General features: G+C 65.5%; 18 protein-coding genes. 13 read left to right on the top strand and 5 right to left on the bottom strand.

All coding sequences use genetic code 11. From position 1 onward, the window contains the following. Window positions 1–73: 73 nt before the first annotated feature. Window positions 74–3,139, top strand: coding sequence for a hybrid sensor histidine kinase/response regulator (locus ACYVL5_RS05920; RefSeq protein ID WP_460594631.1), 3,066 nt, complete (start codon window positions 74–76; stop codon window positions 3,137–3,139). Between the two features lie 22 nt (window positions 3,140–3,161). Here ACYVL5_RS05920 and ACYVL5_RS05925 read toward each other — a convergent pair whose 3' ends face one another. Continuing rightward, on the bottom strand, window positions 3,162–4,604 hold the full coding sequence (locus ACYVL5_RS05925) for a DegQ family serine endoprotease (protein ID WP_460594632.1): 1,443 nt from the start codon (window positions 4,602–4,604) through the stop codon (window positions 3,162–3,164). 237 nt (window positions 4,605–4,841) lie between these two features. Here ACYVL5_RS05925 and ACYVL5_RS05930 point away from each other — a divergent pair, with 237 nt between their 5' ends. Together ACYVL5_RS05930 and ACYVL5_RS05935 are read left to right on the top strand one after the other, a co-directional pair. Continuing rightward, window positions 4,842–5,624 (top strand): Fpg/Nei family DNA glycosylase, encoded by a 783-nt coding sequence (locus tag ACYVL5_RS05930; RefSeq protein WP_460594633.1) that lies wholly within the window; start codon window positions 4,842–4,844, stop codon window positions 5,622–5,624. Window positions 5,625–5,818: 194 nt separating this feature from the next. Then, window positions 5,819–6,343 carry a DUF4142 domain-containing protein gene (locus ACYVL5_RS05935; RefSeq protein WP_460594634.1) on the top strand — a complete coding sequence of 175 codons (525 nt, stop codon included), beginning with the start codon at window positions 5,819–5,821 and terminating at the stop codon, window positions 6,341–6,343. 51 nt (window positions 6,344–6,394) lie between these two features. Here the strand turns inward: ACYVL5_RS05935 and ACYVL5_RS05940 are convergent, their stop codons facing one another. Together ACYVL5_RS05940 and ACYVL5_RS05945 are read right to left on the bottom strand one after the other, a co-directional pair. Further along, a complete protein-coding gene (locus ACYVL5_RS05940; protein ID WP_460594635.1) occupies window positions 6,395–6,577 on the bottom strand; it encodes a hypothetical protein in 183 nt (60 codons plus the stop codon). Window positions 6,578–6,605: 28 nt separating this feature from the next. After that, window positions 6,606–7,076 carry a MarR family winged helix-turn-helix transcriptional regulator gene (locus ACYVL5_RS05945; RefSeq protein ID WP_460594636.1) on the bottom strand — a complete coding sequence of 157 codons (471 nt, stop codon included), beginning with the start codon at window positions 7,074–7,076 and terminating at the stop codon, window positions 6,606–6,608. Window positions 7,077–7,216: 140 nt separating this feature from the next. Between ACYVL5_RS05945 and pal the strand changes: the two genes are divergently transcribed. From pal to aroC, 7 genes are all read left to right on the top strand, one after another. Next, window positions 7,217–7,843: a peptidoglycan-associated lipoprotein gene (pal, locus tag ACYVL5_RS05950; RefSeq protein WP_460594637.1), complete on the top strand. Its 627-nt coding sequence runs from the start codon at window positions 7,217–7,219 to the stop codon at window positions 7,841–7,843. Between the two features lie 78 nt (window positions 7,844–7,921). Continuing rightward, window positions 7,922–9,184, top strand: a complete 1,263-nt coding sequence (locus tag ACYVL5_RS05955) for a chloride channel protein (protein WP_460594638.1) — start codon at window positions 7,922–7,924, stop codon at window positions 9,182–9,184. Between the two features lie 130 nt (window positions 9,185–9,314). After that, window positions 9,315–9,788 (top strand): hypothetical protein, encoded by a 474-nt coding sequence (locus tag ACYVL5_RS05960; protein WP_460594639.1) that lies wholly within the window; start codon window positions 9,315–9,317, stop codon window positions 9,786–9,788. 13 nt (window positions 9,789–9,801) lie between these two features. Beyond that, the gene (locus tag ACYVL5_RS05965) at window positions 9,802–10,308 is read left to right on the top strand and encodes a glycine zipper family protein (protein ID WP_460594640.1); all 507 of its coding nucleotides are present in this window, start codon (window positions 9,802–9,804) and stop codon (window positions 10,306–10,308) included. 137 nt (window positions 10,309–10,445) lie between these two features. Next, window positions 10,446–12,017: an apolipoprotein N-acyltransferase gene (gene lnt, locus ACYVL5_RS05970; protein ID WP_460594641.1), complete on the top strand. Its 1,572-nt coding sequence runs from the start codon at window positions 10,446–10,448 to the stop codon at window positions 12,015–12,017. 110 nt (window positions 12,018–12,127) lie between these two features. Beyond that, complete coding sequence (gene glgX, locus ACYVL5_RS05975; protein WP_460594642.1) at window positions 12,128–14,221, top strand: glycogen debranching protein; 2,094 nt, start codon at window positions 12,128–12,130, stop codon at window positions 14,219–14,221. Between the two features lie 31 nt (window positions 14,222–14,252). Continuing rightward, complete coding sequence (gene aroC, locus ACYVL5_RS05980; RefSeq protein ID WP_460594643.1) at window positions 14,253–15,338, top strand: chorismate synthase; 1,086 nt, start codon at window positions 14,253–14,255, stop codon at window positions 15,336–15,338. Window positions 15,339–15,344: 6 nt separating this feature from the next. Here the strand turns inward: aroC and ACYVL5_RS05985 are convergent, their stop codons facing one another. Both ACYVL5_RS05985 and ACYVL5_RS05990 read right to left on the bottom strand, forming a co-directional pair. Next, on the bottom strand, window positions 15,345–15,779 hold the full coding sequence (locus ACYVL5_RS05985; protein WP_460594644.1) for a surface-adhesin E family protein: 435 nt from the start codon (window positions 15,777–15,779) through the stop codon (window positions 15,345–15,347). Window positions 15,780–15,802: 23 nt separating this feature from the next. Further along, on the bottom strand, window positions 15,803–16,258 hold the full coding sequence (locus tag ACYVL5_RS05990) for an SRPBCC family protein (RefSeq protein WP_460594645.1): 456 nt from the start codon (window positions 16,256–16,258) through the stop codon (window positions 15,803–15,805). A gap of 281 nt (window positions 16,259–16,539) precedes the next feature. Between ACYVL5_RS05990 and ACYVL5_RS05995 the strand changes: the two genes are divergently transcribed. The 3 genes from ACYVL5_RS05995 to bioF all read left to right on the top strand — a co-directional run bounded on the left by ACYVL5_RS05995 (window position 16,540) and on the right by bioF (window position 20,010). Further along, entirely contained in the window at window positions 16,540–17,409 is an 870-nt protein-coding gene (locus tag ACYVL5_RS05995) for a sterol desaturase family protein (RefSeq protein WP_460594646.1), read from the top strand. Window positions 17,410–17,591: 182 nt separating this feature from the next. Further along, complete coding sequence (locus tag ACYVL5_RS06000) at window positions 17,592–18,716, top strand: metallophosphoesterase (protein WP_460594647.1); 1,125 nt, start codon at window positions 17,592–17,594, stop codon at window positions 18,714–18,716. Window positions 18,717–18,816: 100 nt separating this feature from the next. Then, a complete protein-coding gene (bioF, locus tag ACYVL5_RS06005) occupies window positions 18,817–20,010 on the top strand; it encodes an aminotransferase class I/II-fold pyridoxal phosphate-dependent enzyme (RefSeq protein WP_460594648.1) in 1,194 nt (397 codons plus the stop codon). The last annotated feature ends 16 nt before the right edge of the window (window positions 20,011–20,026 follow it).

Here is a 20,026-nt window from a genome sequence, read left to right on the forward strand (position 1 = left end):
TCCTCATTAACGTATCGCGCAGGCGTCCCCGCCGGCGGGCTACGGGAGCGGTCCCATCTTCATCGGGGGGAGCATGCAAATACACGTGCGGCGGTTCCAGGGGAGCCAGATCACCATAGCCTTCGGGGCGCTTTCGGTCATGGCCATCGTGGTCCTGGCCGTGATCGCCGGCCTGGTGCTTCGCGAGCAGGAGATCAAGGTCTGGCGCAAGCAGATGAGCAACAACTCGCTGTTTCTCTCCGAGCATGTCTACCAGACCATGGCCTCCTCCTACATCGCCCTCGACGTCATCGCGGAAAGGGTGCGGCTGGCGGGGGCGGACGACGAGGCGACCTTCCGCAAGCGGATGGCCACCCAGGAATTTTTCACCCTGTTAAAGGACAAGACCGAGAACCTCCCGCAGGTCGATGTGGCCACCATCGTGGCCGACAACGGCGACGTCCTCAACTTCACCCGGTCTCTTCCCCCGCCCCCCATCAACCTCTCCGACCGCGATTACTTCAAGGCCCAGTCCCGCGGAGACGCGGACGATTTCATCGGCATCGCGGTCCGCAACAAGGGGAACGGCAAGTGGGTCTTCTACATCAGCCGCCGGATCGACAACTCGCGCGGAGAGATGCTGGGGCTGGTGCTGGTCGGCATCTCGGTGGACGTCTTCACCAAGTTCTACGAGCGGCTGGGTGCCAACCTCGGCTCCGACGCGGCGATCACCCTCTACCGCGACGACTTCTCGGTTTTGACCCGCTGGCCGCGCAAGGACGCCCTGATCGGCAAGGTCAACACCACCGGCACCACCTACGCCATCGTCCACAAGGAGAAAAAGGACAGCGACGTCATGTACACGGCGGGCCCCCGCTTCTCCGAGGGGGGGCGCAACGTGGCCAGGCTGGGCGCCGCCCGCGTGGTCCCGCGTTACCCGCTGATCGTTGGGATGACGGTTACCGAGGACCTCTTCCTCGCCAACTGGTACCGGACCGTCAAGGGGATCGCCGTCATCGCCTTCGTCTGCATCGGGGCCCTGCTGGCCGGCCTTGCGGTCATCATCAAGGGGATCCGCCAGCGTGAGGCGGACCTCGCTCTCAGCATCGAGCTCAAGCACCGGGCGGAGGCGGCCAACCGCGCCAAGAGCGAGTTCGTGGCCAACATGAGCCACGAGATCCGCACCCCGATGAACGGCATAGTCGGCATGACCGATCTCCTCCAGGAGACCGAGCTGAGCTCCGAGCAGCAGACCTATCTCCGCTCCATGAAGATATCGGCCGAGAACCTGATGGAGATCATCAACGACATCCTCGACTTCTCCAAGATCGAGGCGGGGAGGATCGACCTGGACGAGGCTCCTTTCATGCTCCGGAGCATGCTCGGCCAGACGCTGAGAAGCGTATCCGCGCGGGCGTCCCAGAAGGGGCTCGAGGTGGCCTTCTACGCCGACCCCGAGGTGCCGGACGCGCTGGTGGGGGATTCGCTGCGGCTTCGCCAGGTGCTCATCAACCTGGTGGGGAATGCGGTCAAGTTCGCCGAGCGGGGGATCATAAAGATCCTGGTGGAGGTGGAGGAAAACCGCGGGGACGCCGTGCTGCTTCGTTTCCAGGTCGTCGACCAGGGGGTGGGGATCGCCCCGGACGTGCAGGCCAAGATCTTCGACGCCTTCGAGCAGGGGGATGCCTCCACCACCAAGCGCTTCGGCGGGACCGGGCTCGGGCTCGCCATCTGCCGGCGGCTGGTGAACCTGATGGGGGGGGAGATCTCCGTCAGCAGCGAGCCGGGAGCGGGGAGCTGCTTCACCTTCACCACTCTCGCCAAGCTGCACGGGGAGCCCCTTCCCGAGATCCCCGACCGGGACCTCCAGGGGGTCCCGGTGCTGGTGGTGGACGATCTCTCCATCAACCGGGACCTGCTGACCGCCTTCCTCACCCGCTGGGGGATGTCGGTGACGGTGGCGGAGGGTACCGAGGCGGCGCTCGTTGCCTTGCAACGGATGCGGGAGGAGTCGGCCCTGCCCCGTCTTTTGCTGACCGACCTCCGGATGCCCGACGCCGACGGGTGGGAGCTCGCGCGGAAGATGCGGGAGGAGAAGGCCTACGACGCCATTTCCATCGTGATCATGCCGAGTGCCGGTACGCGGGGGGACGCCAGGCGCTGTCGGGAGCTGAAGATCCAGGGATACCTCCCCAAACCGGTCATTCATGAGGAGCTCCGGGAGGCGATCGTCTCGGTTTTGATGGGCGCCGCGGCCTCCGGGGTGACCTCGGCGGCCGATCCCGCCGACCAGGAAGGGCGAAAAGGGCTGCGTGTCCTGGTGGCCGACGACGTGGACATCAACCGCGAGATCGTGCGGGTCATCGTCGAGCGGCAGGGACACCGGGTGACCGAGGTCTGCGACGGCCAGCAGGCGGTGGATGCCTGCCGGGCCAGGTCCTTCGACATCATCTTCATGGACATGCAGATGCCGGTCCTGGACGGGTACGGTGCGATCCGGGCGCTAAGGAGCCTGGGGGTGAAGACCCCTGTCGTCGCCATGACCGCCTACGCCCTGAAGGGGGACCGGGAGAAATGCCTGCTGGCGGGGGCCGATGACTATCTCTCCAAACCGGCCCGACCTGCCGAGTTGCTGAGCGTCCTCAAAAAGATGGTTCCGGAACCGGGCGAAGCGGCGGCCAGCGCTGCCCCCGCTGCGGGGAACGCCGCGCCGCCGCAGGAGATGGCCCCTTCAGAGGGTGCCTCGACGGTGGCGGCCGTCGTCGGCCGGGAGCCTTCCACCGCCGGCGAAGGGGCCACCGCCGGCGAAGGCGAAGCCGCTCCCCGCGCTCTTGCCGTCTTCGACCGCGCCGAACTCATCGAGCGGCTGGGCGGCGCCGAGGAGATGGTGGAAACCTTCCTCGGGATGTTCAAGGGCTCCGCCTCCTCCCACCTGGAGGCCCTGCGGGAGGCGGTGGGGGAGGGGGATCCCTTCAAGGTACGGAGCCAGGCGCACGCCATCAAGGGAGCTGCCGCCAACATCTCGGCAGAGAGGATACGCTCGCTGGCCGCTTCCATCGAGGGTAAAGGGAAGGAAGGCGAGTTGAGCGGGGTGCCGGAACTGCTGGCGGAGCTGGAGACGAGTTTCAGGGAGTTCGTGGCGGAGACGGAGAGTAAGTAGAGGGGGGGGCGAGGGTAGGTGGTTATTCGCCTTCGAGGGTGGCGAAGAAGCTTTCCTTACCTCGTTTCACCAGGAGGAGCACCGGGCGCCCTTTGGCCTTGGCGAGGGCGTCGTTCAGTTCGGCTACCGTTCCTACCGGCCGGCGGTTGGCCTCCACGAGCACATCCCCTTCCTGGATTCCCGCCTCCTCCGCCTGGCTCCCATCGTCGACGCCGGTCACCACCAGTCCCCGCTTCTCCGAGATCCCCAGGTGACTCCGGATTTCCGGGGTCAGCTCCTCAAGTTCCATCCCCAGGCTCTGCTCCGGCGCCTGCCTGCCGGGCGCCTGGCTCTTCTCCTTCTCCTCGGTCAATTCGGCCACCTTCACCGTGTGCCGCTCCTCTTTCCCGTTTCTGACCACCGTCACCTGGACGCTCTTGCCGACCGGGGTCTCGGCCACCAGCCGGGGAAGGTCGTTGGCGTCTTTCACCTTGACTCCGTTGAAGGTGACGATGACGTCTCCCTGCTTGAGCCCCGCCCGGTCGGCCGGTCCGTCCGGGGTGACGTCGCCGATGAGGGCTCCCCTCGGATCGGGAAGACCGAAGGACTTGGCAAGGTCCGGGGTGACGGTCTGGATGGAGACCCCGATAAAGCCGCGCACCACCTTTCCCTTTTCCCTGAGCTGGGCGATCACCGATTTGGCGAGCGAGCTCGGTATGGCGAAGCCGAGCCCCTGCCCCCCCGATACGATGGCGGTGTTGATGCCGATCACTTCCCCCTTGAGGTTGACCAGCGGCCCGCCGCTGTTGCCCGGATTGATGGGGGCATCGGTCTGGAGGAAGTTGTCGTAGGGACCGCTGCCGATCACCCGTCCGGTGGCGCTGATGATCCCCTGGGTGACCGTGTGCTCGAGCCCGAAGGGGATCCCCACCGCGAGCACCCAGTCTCCCACCCGCATCTTGTCCGAGTCGCCCAGCACCAGCACCGGGAGCTTGGAGACCGGCGAGCTTATCCTGATCAGCGCCAGATCGGTCTTGGCGTCCCTGCCGATGACCTTGGCCTTGAACTCGCGGCCATCCGACAACTTCACCTTGATCTCATCCGCCCCCTCGACCATGTGGTTGTTGGTGATGATGTGGCCGTCGGGGTCGATGATGAACCCGGATCCGAGGCTCTGCTGCTTCATCTCACGGTCGGGAAGGTTGCCGAAAAAGTGCCGGAAGAAATCCCTGAGCCCCTGGTCATCCTGCCCCTCGAAAGAGTGCCTAAAGGGTGTGCCGGGAACCTTGACCTTGCTGGTGGTGCTGATGTTCACCACCGCCGGCTTGACCCGTTCCGCCAGGTCTGCGAACGACTGGGGGAATCCGATGACTTCTGCGGCCCCTCCACCGCGGCTTTCGCACCCGCCGGTCGAAACGCAGGTCATGACGAACACCACGGAAAAACAGATGGCCCTTCCTAATTTCACCAGGCATTCTGCTGTCATGCCGTTCCCTCCTTCCGGTTGTCGATGCGTTGATTCCTACAGGGAAACATAGAAAAATACATTAGCAACCAGCCCCGCGGTTCACGGTGGAGAGCGCCCCACGGTGATATCCTCCCAGGCCGCCCCGTTAGCGGTCGCCCTCGCGCTGGCATGGGCGGCAGCTGCCGGTATAGTTCATGTACGAGTTACCGCTTCGCCAGGAAGGGGAGCGAGCGCCACGTTATCAAGGAGGGGGCCATGCCGGAACTTCCCGATCTCACAGTTTTTGCGGAGAACCTCGCCAAGGTGGTCACCGGCAAGGTGGTCGCGGCGGCCGAATTTCGAGGCAAGCGGCTGAACGTCGCTCCCGAGGAACTCTCCCTCTCCCTGGTCTCCAGGCGCGTCGCCGCCGTTGAGCGGGCCGGGAAGGAGATCTCCTTCCGCATGGATAACGGCACCGCCCTCTTCGTTCACCTCATGCTGAAGGGGGGCTTCCAGTTCTCCGATGACGAGCATGTCCTCCAACTCCCCTCCCTCATCCTGGCCCTTTCCTTCAAGGATGCCACTGCCCTGGCGGTGACCGATCCCAAGCGCCTGGCGACGGTGAATCTGAATCCGCGGGTCGATGAACGGGTGCCGGACGGCCTGGCGGTGACCCGCGAGTACCTGCAGACGGTCTTCCGGCAGCGGCCGCGGGTGCCGGTCAAGACGCTGATGATCGACCAGAAGATCATCAAGGGGATCGGCAACGCCTACTCGGACGAGATCCTCTGGAAGGCGAGGATCTCCCCCAGGTCGCTGGCGGGCAAGGTACCTCCGGAAGGTGTCGACGCGCTGGTCGAGGCGATTCCTGTGGTCCTGCGCCACGCCATCGACGAGCTCAAAAGGAGAACGCCGGACGCGATCTCGGGGGAGATGCGCGATTTCCTCGACGTCCACCTTTCCGGACGCAGGCTCTCCCCCACCGGGCATCCCATCATCAAGGAAGAGATCAATTCCAAGATCACCTACTACACCGACGAGCAGCGCCTCTACCGGTGACCGTGGCTTGGCGACAACCTCCGCCATGGGTCCCCTGTCATGGCGGGACGGCGCGGGACCGCGAAGAAGGACGGGCGTTGCCGTTCATGGGCGACAAGGATTAAAATCAAGGAGGCCGTTGACATTCGCACGGTCGTGGGTATCTTTTGATGGTTAAATTTTTCAAATAAAAGAGGGTCGTCAAGGAGGTTGCGATGAGAAAGGTAGTCGGATTGATGGCCGTGGTATCCCTGTTGGTGTTCGGCGGCATGGTGCTTACCGCCCAGGGCGCCGACAAGTTGACGTCATCGGAAAAGGCCTTCATCAAGGATGCGGCCAGCGGCGGTGATATGGAGGCCGAACTCGGCAAGATGGCCCAGGCCAACGGTTCCGCGCAGGAGGTCAAGGACTTCGGCAAGCGGATGGAGACCGACCACACCAAGGCCGGTGCCGAGCTCAAGGCGCTGGCGGCCCAGAACAACCTTCAGCTCCCTGCCCAGATGGAGCGCAAGGACAAGGCCATGGTCGACAAGCTCTCCAAGTATACGGGGGCGGAATTCGACAAGAAGTACATGCACGCCATGGTGAAGGACCATAAGAAGGATGTCGCCAAGTTCAAGGCCGCTTCCAAGAAGGCCAAGGATCCTGCCCTTAAACAGTGGATCGACAAGACCCTGCCGACCCTGGAAGAACACCTCGAGCTAGCCAAGAGCACCGCGGCGAAGGTCGGCGCCAAGTAGGTTTTTGTCTCCCTCCCCCCGCCCGGGGGGAGGGAATCCCTTCCCGAACAATCAACGAGACCGGCCGTACCTCGTCGCCATGTCGGCCAGCCGTCCCGGGTGCCGGCGGTACTCACCTTCCTGGAACCTCCAGAGCCAGTTCCCTTCCGTTTTTCCCGGGTAGTTCATCCGCGGCTCCGCCCCGAGCAGGGTGTTGCTGTCGTGGGGCCCGGTGTAGACCGCCGAGTTTGCCACTGCCTCTCCTGAAGTCAACGGAGCAGCGTCACCCGAGGCCGAGCGGCTGCGGGATGAGTCCCTCGGCCCCCAGGATCCGGACCATGAGCTTCATCCCTTCCACCACCAGCTCCAGCTCCGGTTCGCCAAGCGCCTCGAGCCCCTTGAGGAGCATGGTCTGGGCCGCCTGCGGCGCATTGGCCACCATCTCCTGCCCCCTCGGGGTGAGCGCCAGGTCCACCGCGCGCCGGTCCTCCAGCGAGCGGGTCCGCGTCACCAGCCCCTTCGCCTCCAGCCGGTCCACGATCCCCACCACGGTGGCGGGGCGCAGGTACATTCCTGCGGCCAGCTCGGAGAGCCGCATCGGGGCCGCCGTGAATAACAACTGCAGGGCCCAAAGCTGTGGTCCGGTGAGATCGGTCTCCCTCTCTGCGGTGCGGGAGTACTGGTTGATGGCCTGGTAGATCCGCCGGAGGTCGTTGATGGCTTCCTCTATCTCCTGCCGCTTTTTTTTTCGCACAAGACCTCCTGAAGCCGCTTGACAAACTTATTAGCGTGCCAGATAATTAGTGGCACAAATTATATCCGTCCCAAATTACCGCGTCAAGCAGAGACTGGGGGACGAACCATTCAAACGCGCTGGAAGTCGAGGAGGCAGTAATGAAGAAGCAGATGTTAGCTCTGGTAGCCTTGGCCGGTTTTCTCACCTTCGCCGGGGGCTGTGCCAAGCAGGAAACGGTAAAGAAGGAGGAGCCGATCGCTCCGTCCGCCACGGTCGCCAAGGCGCCCGCCCCGCCGGCTCCGGCCCCGACCGCGGCGGCCGACGCCAGCCGGGACACCTCCCGTGTGAAGCCGGAGAACGTCCAGCCGGACGCCGCCGCGGCAGGACAGGCCGCCCAAGCCGTCCAGGCGGCAAATGCTGCCGCCGCATCCCAGCGCGAGGCGGCCGAGCTGAAGGCCGGGCTCGAAAAGGTCTACTTCGACTTCGACTCCGCCTCCCTTTCCAAGGAAGCCCGCGAGCGCCTTGCCAAGGACGCCGAGCTGATCAGGAAGGACTCCGGGGTGAAGGTCCAGATCCAGGGGAACTGCGACGAGCGCGGCTCTGACGACTACAACCTGGCCCTCGGTGAGAAGCGTGCCCAGGCCGCCAAGAAGTACCTGACCTCCCTCGGTATCCCCGCTGAACGTCTCTCGGTGATCAGCTACGGCAAGGAGAAGCCGGCCGATCCCGGTCACGACGAGGCGGCCTGGACCAAGAACCGCCGCGACGAACTGGTGGTGCGGTAGGATCGTACGGCAGCCGGCTCGGCATCGAGCCGGCTTGCCCGTGGCGGTCCCTGGCAGGGAAGCTATCGAACCATGGGATTGAGACGTAAGACATACATGCAGGTGATGATCTGGACCGCGGCCGCCTTGGTAGGAGAGGCCGCGGTTCTTTTTGCGCGCCTGGTGGGCCTCATGCAGAAGGGGTACTTCGCTCTCTTTGCCGGCCATCCCTACCTCATGGCGGCGGGGACCCCGCTGCTTTTCGTGGTCGCCACCCTGCTGGTCCAGCGGTTCGGCCCCGACGCCCGCGGCAGCGGCATACCCCAGGTCCTGGAGGCCATCGACCGGGCCCAGGAGGCGGGGAAGGACGATCCCCCCCCGTGGATAAGTTCGCTCGTGTCGTTAAGAACGGCGGTAGTGAAGGTCCTCTCCAGCGCCGTCGGCACGCTGGCGGGGGCCTCCATCGGCCGCGAGGGCCCCACGGTGCAGATCTCGGCATCGGTATTCGCCGCCTTCGGGCGGTTTCTCCGCAAAAGGGTCCCCGAGGTCGACTTCCGCACCTTCCTGACCGCCGGTGCCGCCGCCGGGGTGGCCGCGGCCTTCAACGCCCCCCTGGCCGGCATCGCCTTCGCGATCGAGGAGGTGACGGAAGGGATCCTCGGGGAGTTCCGGGAAATGATCATGCTGGCGGTGATCGTCTCCGGTATCGCCGCCATGGCCATGGCCGGCAACTACCTCTATTTCGGCCACCCGAGCCTTCACCCGCAGAGCCCGATCCTCTTCCCGGAGACCTTGGCACTCGCGGTGGTCGGCGGGGTGGCCGGCGGAGCCTTCGCCCGCCTTTTGGCCCACCCGGAAATCTTCGCCCTCCCGAAAGAGCCGTGGCGCAAGGCATTGTACTGCGGCATCCTCTGCTCGGCCGTCAACTTCTTCAGCCACGGGACTACGGGGGGGTCCGGCTATGAGATCACCAAGCACTACCTGGAGAGCGAGAGCGTCGGTGGGTGGCCGCTCCTTTTCGCACCTGAGAAGTTTTTCTCCACCGTGCTCTCCTACCTTTCAGGAATGGCCGGCGGGATTTTCTCCCCCTGCCTTTCCATCGGTGCCGCCATCGGTTTGTCGCTGGCCAAGATCTGCCACCTGGCCAACTTCAAGGCCTGTGCCCTGCTCGGCATGGTCGGCTTTTTCTCCGGCGTCGTCCAGGCCCCCCTCACCGCCGTCATCATCGTCATGGAGATGACCGACGAACACGTCCTCATCATCCCCTTCCTGGTGGCCGCCTACCTCTCCCGCATCGTGGCCCGCACCATCATGCCCACCCCTCTCTACCGCTTCCTGGCCGACCGCAGCCGTACCGGTTGATCCGGCAGGCGGAGGCCCCGGCCGCCTCGGTCGCTGCGCCGCTCCGCAGGCCGCCACCCATTCCCGTTACCCCCCCTAAGGGCGTATACTAACGGTAAGAATAAAACTTCAGTCTCAAAGGGGGGTGGCCATGAAACACAAGCTCTTCATCGTCTTGTTGTTGCCGCTCATGGTTCTCGCCTGCTGCCTGTCAGCACCACTCGACGACTCGGCCTATGCGCAGCGTGGCGGACACGGAGCATTCGTGGGACGGGGTGGGGGAGGCCACATCGCGCGCGGCGGTGGATTCCGCGGCGGCGGGTATCATCACGGCGGCCACTTCCGCGGGGGCGTCTTCATCGGTGGCCCCTGGTTCTGGGACCCCTTCTTCTATCCTTTCTACCCGTACTACGCCTATCCCTACTACTCCTCCCCCTCGGTGATCATCCAGCAGCCGCAACCCCAGGAGTACATCATGCAGCCGAGCGCACCGGAGGAACCGCAGGGATACTGGTACTACTGCAAGGAGTCCAACGGCTACTACCCGTATGTGAAACGCTGCCCCGGCGGCTGGATGAGGGTGGCTCCCACCCCGGCCACGCCACCGGAGACGCCACCCGAGTAGAAGGAGGTCTGCCATGGAAAAGACGACCATCAAGGTGCTGACCCTGCTCGCCCTCCTGTTGGCGGCGGGGTGTGAGACGATGCCCACCGGGCCGAGCGTGATGGTCCTGCCGGCTGCGGGCAAGTCGTTCGACCAGTTCATGACTGACGACGCCCTCTGCCGCCAGTGGGCAGGGGAGCGTATCGGGATGTCTCCCGGTGAGGCCGCCGGCAGCTCCACGGTCAAAGGGGCGGCGGTGGGGACCCTGGTCGGTGCCGGCGCGGGTGCCGCCCTGGGCGCCGCGGCGGGAAACCCGGGGGCCGGCGCCGCCATCGGAGGCGGCAGCGGCCTTTTGGTGGGGACCGCCGCCGGGTCCGGCTCGGGGCGCTACTCCGGCGACGAGGCCCAGCGCCGCTACGACATCGGTTACGTCCAGTGCATGTACGCCAAGGGGAACCAGGTCCCCGGCGTGCGGGCGCGTACGCGTTCGGCACCCTCCTACCCGGTTCCACCCGACTACCAGCCCCCTCCGCCCAAGTAAGAGGGTAGGCTGACCTCCGCCAGGGGCGCTCTTCGGGGCGCCTTTTCGCAACCCCTTGGTGAATTGAGTTTGTGGGCCGCCTGTGCTATCTTCCCAATCCTCCCATCCCGTCGTTAACGCCACCCAAAGGAATCGCCGTGAACGCTGATCCCAGATCGAACTCCCCGCTCCTTCCCTGGCTGGCCGCCCTGGTGGGCGGTGTCCTCTTCTTCGCCGGCTACGCCGGATTCGACCAGTTCTACCTTGAGTGGATCGCGCTGGTGCCGGTCCTCTGGGCGATCCGCGGGCAGCGGCCGAAGCGGGCCTTTCTCCTCGGGTGGGTGGCGGGGACGGTGGCGCACCTCGGGGGGTTCTACTGGATCGTGGGGATGTTCCGGCAGTTCGCCGGGGCGCCTTTGCCGGTCGGGGTGCTGGGACTTGTGCTTTTGGCCATGGCCAACGGCATCGTCTTCGCCGCCTGGGCCTGGAGTACCCGGCTCATCACCGGCCGGACCGGCTGGAGCGTGGTCTGGGTCGCCCCGGTCTGCTGGACGGTAGCCGAATTCGTCTGGCCCGAGATATTCCCCAACTACCTGGGCGCCAGCCAGTACCTCCTTCCCCGCCTGACCCAGATTGCCGATCTCACCGGGGTCCTCGGGGTCAGTTTCCTGGTGGTCTACATCAACGCCACCGTCTACCACCTCCTCGTTTCCCTCGCCGAAAGGCGCACCTTCCCCGTCAGGAGCGCCGCCACCCTCGTCCTCGTACTGGCGCTGGTGGTAGCCTATGGCAGCTGGCGCATCGGCACCGTCGACCGTGAGGCCGCCGCCGCGACCAAGCTGAAGGTCGGCCTGGTGCAGACCAACCGCGGCGGGGCCGAGAATCTTTCCGACCCCGACGCCCGGGTGCGCGAACACCAGGAGATGTCCCGCTCGCTGGCGGCGTCCGGCCCCCTCGACCTGATCGTCTGGCCGGAAGGGATCTGCGGCCTGAGGATGTCGAGCCGGGAAGGGAGCATTCCCCCCGCCCTTTTGGGCGCCACCGGCACCCCCATGCTGGTGGGGGCCTGCATCGTGCAGCAGCAGGTCGGCAAGGAGATGCAGGTCTCCAACTCGGCCCTGCTCACCGACGCCGCGGGAAAGATCCTCGGCACCTACGACAAGAGCGTCCTGGTCCCCTTCGGCGAGTACGTACCGCTCGGTGATCTCTTCCCCGTCCTCTACTCCTGGCTCCCCTACACCGCGAAGTTCACCGCCGGGACCAGCAACGCCCCTCTCATGCTCGGCAACCATCCCCTCTCGGTCAGCATCTGCTACGAGGACATCTTCCCCTCCCGTATCCGCCGTCTCATGAAGGGGGGCGGGGAGCACCGCGTCCCCCAGGTCATGTTCAACCTCACCAACGACTCCTGGTACGGGAACTCGACCGAGCCGATGGAGCACCTCGCTCTGGCGAGCTTCCGCTCCATCGAGCACCGCCGCCCGCTGGTGCGGGTGACCAACACCGGGATCTCGGCCTTCGTCGACCCGGTCGGCCGGATCGTCAGCCGCACCGGGGTCTGGACCCGGGAGTCCATCGAGGACCGGGTTCCCCTCATGAGCGGGCGCACGGTCTACCTCCGGTTCGGCGACTGGCTGGCCTGGCTTTGCACCCTGCTCGCCGCCGCGGGTCTGCTCCTTGCCTGGAGGCGGCCATCCTCCACCCACCACTCCCTCGAATCCGCAGAGTGAGAAGATAGCGCCGTTCTCAATTTGACTAAGATGTCCGATGGTCTATAGTTCTCAGTGAATCTATCCCTGAAACCGACCTCTCACTCAGCCGTACCTGGAAACCGTGCTCTATGGCTATAGTGACTGACAGATCCGGCCACAAGTACTGTGAGCTGCACCGTGGAAACAGCTCCCCGCTGGGCGCCACCGTCTTTCCCGGCGGCGTCAACTTCAGTGTTTTCGCCCGGGACTGCACCGCCGTCGAACTCCTCCTTTTCGATGACCCCGATGACGGGGTCCCCTCCCGGATCATCACCCTCGATCCCCGGCGCAACCGCACCTACCACTACTGGCACATCTTCGTTCCCGAGGTGGGCCCCGGCCAGCTCTACGGCTACCGGGTGGCTGGCCCCTTCGTCCCCCAGCGGGGGCTTCGCTTCGATCCCGGCAAGCTCCTGATCGACCCCTACGGCCGCGCGGTCGCCGTGCCAAAAGGGTACGACCGGAGTCTCGCCTGCGTGCCGGGCGACAACATGGCCTGGGCGATGAAGAGCGTGGTCGCCGACCCGAGGGGATACGACTGGGAGGGGGACGTCCCGCTCAAGCGCTCCTACTCGGCCACCGTCATCTACGAGATGCACGTGGCCGGCTTCACCAGGCATCCCTCCTCCGGGGTGCGCGAGGAGAAACGGGGAACCTACGCCGGCCTCATCGAAAAGATCCCCTACCTCGTGGAGCTCGGCGTCACCGCGGTGGAGCTCCTGCCGGTCTTCCAGTTCGACCGCGAGGACGCCCCCAACGGGCTGCACAACTTCTGGGGCTACAGTCCGGTCTCCTTCTTCGCCCCCCATGCCGCCTACAGTTCCCGGCAGGACCCCCTGGGGCCCCTGGACGAGTTTCGCGACATGGTGAAGGCACTGCACAAGGCCGGCATCGAGGTCATCCTCGACGTCGTCTTCAACCACACCACCGAGGGGGACCACAACGGCCCCACCGTCTGTTTCCGCGGCTTCGCCAACGACGTCTACTATTCCCTCGACCCCGACGGCAACTACCTCAACTACACCGGCTGCGGCAACACCATGAACGCCAACCACCACGTGGTGCGCCGGCTCATCATCGACAGCCTCCACTTCTGGGTCAAGGAGATGCACGTCGACGGCTTCCGCTTCGACCTTGCCTCCATCCTTTCCCGCGACGGTGAGGGGAGGCCGCTCAAGAACCCCCCCATCCTCTGGGACATCGAATCCGACCCGGCGCTGGCCGGCATCAAGCTGATCGCCGAGGCGTGGGACGCCGGGGGGCTCTACCAGGTGGGGAGCTTCATCGGCGACAGCTGGAAGGAATGGAACGGGGAGTTCCGCGACGACGTCCGGCGCTTTTTGAAGGGGGACAACGGGGTCGTCTCCCGTTTCGCGGCGAGGCTTTTGGCGAGCCCCGACATCTACGGGCACCAGGAGCGCGAGCCCGAGCAGAGCATCAACTTCGTCACCTGCCACGACGGCTTCACCCTGAACGACCTGGTCTCCTACACCCGCAAGCACAACGAGGCCAACGGCGAGGACAACCGGGACGGCTCGGATCACAACCTGAGCTGGAACTGCGGATACGAGGGGCCGAGCAAGGATCCCGCCATCGAATCCCTGAGGAACCGGCAGGTGAAGAACTTCCTGGCGGTCACCCTGCTGGCCCTGGGAACCCCCATGATCCTGATGGGGGACGAGGTCCGGCGCACCCAGCTCGGCAACAACAACGCCTATTGCCAGGACAACGAGATCGGCTGGTTCGACTGGGGCGACGTGCAGCGGCACGCGGACGTCCTCCGCTTCACCCGCGAACTGATCACCACCAAGATACGGCACAGCGACCCGGCCATGGCCGACAAGGTGCTCAACCGGCTGCTTGGCCAGGCCCGCCTCGAGTGGCACGGCGTCAGGCTCGGATCCCCCGACTGGAGCCACGAATCGCACAGCCTCGCCCTCACCGCCTGGAGCATGAGCCGCCGGGTGGTCTTTCACTTCATGATCAACGCCTACTGGCGGCCGCTCTGCTTCCACCTCCCTTCACCGGACCGGCTCCCCGGCCAGGCGTGGTACCGCTGGATCGACACGGCGCTCCCCTCCCCGGAGGACATCGTCCATTGGGGTGATGCCCCCGCGGTGCAGGAGGATCGCTACCTGCTGACCGCCCGTTCGCTGGTGGTCCTGGTCGCCCGGCGTTTCTAACCCTTCAGCACCCCCACAAAGGAACCCCATCATGTCATCGCTCTTCGGCACCCTGTACCGGGTATCCACCTTCGGAGAAAGCCACTGCCAGGCGGTCGGCGCGGTGGTCGACGGCTGTCCCGCCGGCCTCGCCCTGAGCGAGGAGGATATCCAGCCGCAGCTAAACCGCCGCCGCCCCGGCCAGAGCACCCTGACCACCCCGAGAAACGAGGAGGACGCGGTGACCATCCTCTCCGGGGTGGAAAACGGCTTCACCCTGGGGACCCCCATCGCCCTCATGGTCCGTAACCTCGACCAGCGCCCCGGGGATTACCAGGAGATGTCCGCCGTCCCGCGGCCGTCCCATGCCGACTTCACCTACCAGGAGAAGTACGGCCGGCGAGCGGCCAGCGGCGGCGGGAGGTCGAGCGCGCGGGAGACCATCGGCCGGGTGGCGGCCGGGGCCATCGCGGAGAAGTTCCTTTGCCAGCGGCACGGTGTGGAGATCGTGGCCTGGGTGGACTCCGTCGGCGGGATAGCCGGGGGGGCGGTCGACCTGGCGAGGATCGAGCGGGCGCTGGTGGATGCCTCACCGGTCCGTTGTCCGGATCCCAAGGCGGCCCAGTCGATGATCGAGCTGATCTCGCAGGTGAGGGACAACAAGGATTCGGTGGGCGGGGTGGTGGGGTGCGTCTGCCGCAACGTCCCGGTCGGGCTGGGGGAGCCGGTCTTCGACAAGCTGGAGGCCCTCCTGGCCCACGCCATGCTTTCCATTCCGGCCACCAAGGGGTTCGAGATCGGCTCCGGGTTCGCCGGGAGCGCCATGAGGGGGAGCCGCCACAACGATCCCTTCGTTCGGAAGGGGGAGCGCCTGGGGACCGCGACCAACTACAGCGGCGGCGTTCAGGGGGGGATCTCCAACGGGGAAGCGATCTACTTCCGGGTCGCCTTCAAGCCTCCCGCCACCATCGGGTTAAGCCAGCAGACGGCGGCTTTCGACGGGAGCGAGACCGTCCTCCAGGCCCAGGGACGCCACGACCCGTGCGTGGTCCCCCGGGCGGTCCCGATCGTGGAGAGCATGGCAGCCTTGGTCATCATGGATCTTCTGCTCAGGCAGGAGTACCGCCGAGAGAGGTAACGGGCGCTAGCGGCAGGCGAGGGCCGCCACCAGGCTCATGCGTGCCTGGGGGGCGACCGGTTCCCAGTCGGTCAGCTGCGACACGTTGGTGTAACGGAGAGTCCCCCCCTGCCGGTCCAGGTGGGTCACGTCGAGGAGGCGGCTCTCCATGTCGTCGCAGTCGATCTCGTGGTGGTACCGCGTCTCGTACAGGTTGGCGAGCTTGCCGTCGGTCGCCAGCATCTTCAGCGCCTCCCGCTTCCCCTCGTCCGTGTAGACCACCCGGGTCGTTACCTGGACGAGGCCCGCCTTCGGCGGCTTGGCCTCCCCCGCGTTAAAGAAATAGCTCGATCCCTGGTTCTCGTCGATCAGGACCCATTTGGGGGCCTCACCCCAGGCCGCCGGCTCCCATCCGGGGGCGACGAGCAGGAAAGCGAGACAGGCGAACGTGGTCGATCTCATCGTCTCCTCCGGCTTGCCGCGGATCACCCCCGGCTGTCCATCTCTTCGGCCCGCGATTTCAGCCGTTGCATCTCGGTGTGGATCCCGGCCATGATCTCCGCCTCTCCCGGCACCGCCCCCTGCACCTTGAACGAGCGGGTCTGCAGGTCGAGGTCGTATTCCAGGTAAAGAGGCGCCACCGGGCTCTGCCGCGCGGTCCGCACGATCTTGGTGACGATGAAGCCGTTGAACTGAGGGTGCTCGATCAGTTCGTGCCGCAACTCGCCGTCGCAGGGTCGCACCAGGATTCTCTCCTTCACGTCCTCGCCGTGCAGTTTCAGGTCCCTGACCACCCATTCATCCGTCCTCTCGGTTATCCGCGCCTCGGTGACCCCCGGCAGGTAGCGCCCGGGATTCTCCAGCCGGTCCAGCAGTAACTTCCAGAGCGTCTCGTATTCGGCATGTACCAGGATCTGCACGGTCTTGACGATCATCGGCATGGCGCCCTCCTCGTTTCATCTGGAACGAAAGCTCCGGTCGCTGACGGTGAAATTGTGGGTGGTGTTGAGAACATTCTAATTGTAAGGCGGCGGTTTCCATGGTCAAGAAGGGGAGATCCCGGGAGCCCTTCGCCAAAGCACCCCGAATTGACAGCGGGGGGCGGGAAGCTACAATGGGGGCACGTGGCCGCCGGGCGCGAAGGGGATGGGAAACTACCTCGCCTGGACCGCCGCCGAATTCGTTCACCGCCCCGCCAGGTTAATAACGAAAGGAGTTCCTCGTGTCGCGCAGATCACGCACCATGACCGGACAACTTCCCGGCTGGCTCAACGCCACCCTGATTTTCGGAACCTTCGCCGCCGTTACCTGCCTTGAACTCGCCCGCCCCCTGAGAAGGAATCGACAGGAAAAGCTGGCCAGGGACGTCAGAAACGGGGCGGTCGCCCTCATGGCGGGGGCGACCGTTTCGCTGGCCGAGAAGCCGGTGGTGACCCGGCTCGCCCTGGCGGTGGAGCGACGCCAGTTCGGGCTTTTGAAGTTGATGAGGCTCCCGGTGGCGGCGGAGGTCGTCCTCTCCGTGATCCTGCTCGACTACACCCTTTTCATCTGGCACTACCTGACCCACAAGGTCCCGCTCCTTTGGCGCTTTCACAAGCCCCACCACGTCGACCTGGACCTCGACGCCAGCACCGCTCTCCGCTTCCATTCCGGCGAGTTGATCCTGTCGGTCCCCTGGCGGGCCGCCCAAATCGCCCTGCTCGGGATTTCGCCGTTTTCCCTGGCCCTTTGGCAGACCCTCACCCTCCTTGCCATCATGTTCCATCACTCCAACCTGCGGCTTCCCCTCCCGGTCGAGCGGCTGCTCTGCCGTTTGATCGTCACCCCGCGCATGCACGGGATCCACCACTCCATCGTCCGTGCCGAGACCGACTCCAACTGGTCGACCATCTTCAGCTGGCCGGACTACATCCACGGCACCATCCGGCTCAACGTGCCGCAGGACGCGGTGACCCTCGGGGTACCGGATTGCCAGGATCCCCGGCAGGTGACGCTGGGCGAGGTATTGGCGTTGCCTTTCCGTCCCGCCCCCCTCTACGCGGAGGCCGTCCGCGCCCCCGCCTCGATCCCGGCCACCACCCTGGCCGGGTGAGCATTGTGAACGGATTGGCATGGCGAGATCGCTATCTCGTCGCCCCGGCCTGGAAGGCCGCCGGACCGAAACGGGCGCTTATCCGGCAGCAGGCCGTGGCGTGGCGCCAGGTCATGTTGTTTACATCGCCTGCCGGCCGCGCGTGTGTTAAAGTGACCGCATCTCTTCCGAGGTGACGGTTAATGCTCCTGTTTCTGGCAATTTACTTCTGCATCTATGGCGGTGCCCACCTTTACCTGCTCTCCCGGACGGTGCACACCTTCCACCTGTCCCCCCCGTTTCCCGCCCTGGTCGCGCTTTTCGCCCTGCTCATGGTGCTCGCCCCCATCCTGGTGAGGATGCTGGAGCGTTTCGGCTGCGAGACGGCGGCCAAGGTGGCCGGCTACCTCGGCTATCTCTGGATGGGCTTTTTCTTCCTTTTCCTGAGCGCCTCCGTGGCCATGGACCTGCTGGCCGGAGTGCTGGCCCTCGCCGGCTGGCTTTGGGGGCACCCGCTGGTGATCCCCGGAACGGCGGTGGTCGCGGCTTCGGCTGCCATCGCCCTGGCCTCCACCGTGTACGGTTATTTCGAGGCCCGCTCGCTGAAGATCGAGAGGGTGACCCTAGCCAGCGGCAAGATCCCCGCGGGGCAAAAGATCCGGATCGTTCAGATCTCCGACGTTCACCTCGGGCTGATGGTCGGCCGGGAGAGGCTCGAGCGGATGCTCGCGGAGATCGAACGGTTGCAGCCCGACCTGGTGGTCAGCACCGGTGACCTCGTGGACGGACAAAAAGACGGCCTCCGTTTCCTGGACCGGGAGCTCGCGCGGATCAAGCCGCCGCTCGGCAAGTATGCCGTGCTGGGCAACCACGAGGCCTTCGCCGGGGCCGTACCCTCCTCCTCCTTCACCGAGCACGCCGGTTTCCGGCTGCTGCGCGAGGAGTCGGTCGAGGTCGGCGATTGCCTTACCGTCGCCGGTGTCGATGATCCTGCCCTTTCCCGTGGCGGCAAAGGCGCCACCGATCACCTCCTTCTTCGCGGGCATGCTCCCCAACGCTACACCGTCCTCCTCAAGCACCGCCCGGCTGTGGAGAGGGAGGCGGTGGGGCTCTTCGACCTGCAGCTCTCCGGCCACGTGCACAAGGGGCAACTCTTCCCCTTCAACCTCCTCACCCACCTGGCGTATCCGGTGAAGATGGGCCTTTCCAAGGCCGGCGACGGCTCGTTTCTCTACGTAAGCCGCGGCACCGGCACCTGGGGGCCTCCGGTCCGCGTCCTGGCTCCCCCCGAAATCACCGTCATCGACCTGGTCTCCTCTTCCCTCTAGTCGTCACGTTGTTAACCGCTTGGGTTCGGCAGGTTGACGGGGTGCCCGGCCTGTGTTAATAACAGAGGTCCGGCCTCATCGATCAGGCCGAGGAGGGGTCATGGGGATATACGCAGAAGAGCTTGAATCGCTGCGGGCCGAGGGTCTTTACCGCGATTTGCGGGTTATCCGGGGCGCGCAAGGGAGCCGGGTGGAGCTGGGCGGGAGGGACGTTCTTCTTCTCTGCTCCAACAACTACCTCGGGCTTACCGATCATCCGCTGCTGAAAAGGGCCGCCGCCGAGGGGGCCAGCCTCGGGGCGGGAAGCGGTGCGTCGCGGCTGGTCTCGGGGACCATGGAGCTCCACGAGATTCTCGAGGCGCGGATCGCCGCCTTCAAACGGACCGAGACCGCGCTCCTCTTCAACTCCGGTTATGCCGCCAACACGGGGATCGTCTCCGCCCTGGTCGGCCGCGGCGACGCCATCTTCTCCGACCGCCTGAACCACGCGAGCATCGTGGACGGCGCCCTCCTTTCCCGCGCCTCCTTTTACCGCTATCCCCACTGCGACATGGCGGCCCTGGAGCGTCTCTTGGAGGAAAGGGGAGGGAAGGGGAGGAGGCTGATCGTCACCGACGGCGTCTTCAGCATGGACGGCGACATCGCCCCGTTGAAGAAACTGGTCGAACTGGCCAGGCGCTACGATGCGCTGCTGATGGTGGACGATGCCCACGGCTGCGGCGTGCTCGGGGAGACGGGCCGCGGCAGCGCCGAGCTTCTAGGCGTCATGGACGGTGTCGACATCCAGATGGGGACCCTCGGGAAGGCCTTCGGCAGCTTTGGCGCTTATGCCGGCGTCTCCCGGGAAATCCGGGAGTACCTTGTCAATAAATCCCGCAGCTTCATCTTCTCCACGTCCCTTCCCCCCGCGGTGCTGGCCGCCTCGCTGGCGGCGGTCGAGCTGGTGGATTCCCCGGAGGGGGGACGCCTGAGGGCGCGCCTGTGGGAGAACGTGGAGCTCTTCAAGCAACGTATTGAAGCCGCCGACTTCGACACCATGGGGAGCGAGACGCAGATCGTCCCCATCCGGGTGGGGCCGGCCGAGGCCACCATGGAATTCACCCGCCGCCTCCTGGAGCAGGGGATCTTCGTCCAGGGGATCCGCCCCCCAACCGTCCCCCAGGGAAGCTGCCGGCTGCGCTGCACCATTATGGCCACCCATGAGTCTGCCGAACTGGAACAGGCGGCTGACGCTATCATCGCCGTCGGCAGGGAGCTCGGAGTGACCCCATCCTCACCCCAGCCCTCCCCTTGAAGGGGTGGGTGTGTTT

The organism is Geomonas sp. Red276 (genome assembly GCF_054784495.1).

Coding starts and splice junctions, on each gene's coding strand:
- ACYVL5_RS05920 (WP_460594631.1), top strand. CDS start 74: ATGCAAATACACGTGCGGCGGTTCCAGGGGAGCCAGATCACCATAGCC.
- ACYVL5_RS06000 (WP_460594647.1), top strand. CDS start 17,592: ATGCTCCTGTTTCTGGCAATTTACTTCTGCATCTATGGCGGTGCCCAC.
- ACYVL5_RS05935 (WP_460594634.1), top strand. CDS start 5,819: ATGAGAAAGGTAGTCGGATTGATGGCCGTGGTATCCCTGTTGGTGTTC.
- ACYVL5_RS05965 (WP_460594640.1), top strand. CDS start 9,802: ATGGAAAAGACGACCATCAAGGTGCTGACCCTGCTCGCCCTCCTGTTG.
- ACYVL5_RS05960 (WP_460594639.1), top strand. CDS start 9,315: ATGAAACACAAGCTCTTCATCGTCTTGTTGTTGCCGCTCATGGTTCTC.
- pal (WP_460594637.1), top strand. CDS start 7,217: ATGAAGAAGCAGATGTTAGCTCTGGTAGCCTTGGCCGGTTTTCTCACC.
- ACYVL5_RS05990 (WP_460594645.1), bottom strand. CDS start 16,258: ATGCCGATGATCGTCAAGACCGTGCAGATCCTGGTACATGCCGAATAC.
- ACYVL5_RS05925 (WP_460594632.1), bottom strand. CDS start 4,604: ATGACAGCAGAATGCCTGGTGAAATTAGGAAGGGCCATCTGTTTTTCC.
- aroC (WP_460594643.1), top strand. CDS start 14,253: ATGTCATCGCTCTTCGGCACCCTGTACCGGGTATCCACCTTCGGAGAA.
- ACYVL5_RS05930 (WP_460594633.1), top strand. CDS start 4,842: ATGCCGGAACTTCCCGATCTCACAGTTTTTGCGGAGAACCTCGCCAAG.
- glgX (WP_460594642.1), top strand. CDS start 12,128: ATGGCTATAGTGACTGACAGATCCGGCCACAAGTACTGTGAGCTGCAC.
- ACYVL5_RS05985 (WP_460594644.1), bottom strand. CDS start 15,779: ATGAGATCGACCACGTTCGCCTGTCTCGCTTTCCTGCTCGTCGCCCCC.
- bioF (WP_460594648.1), top strand. CDS start 18,817: ATGGGGATATACGCAGAAGAGCTTGAATCGCTGCGGGCCGAGGGTCTT.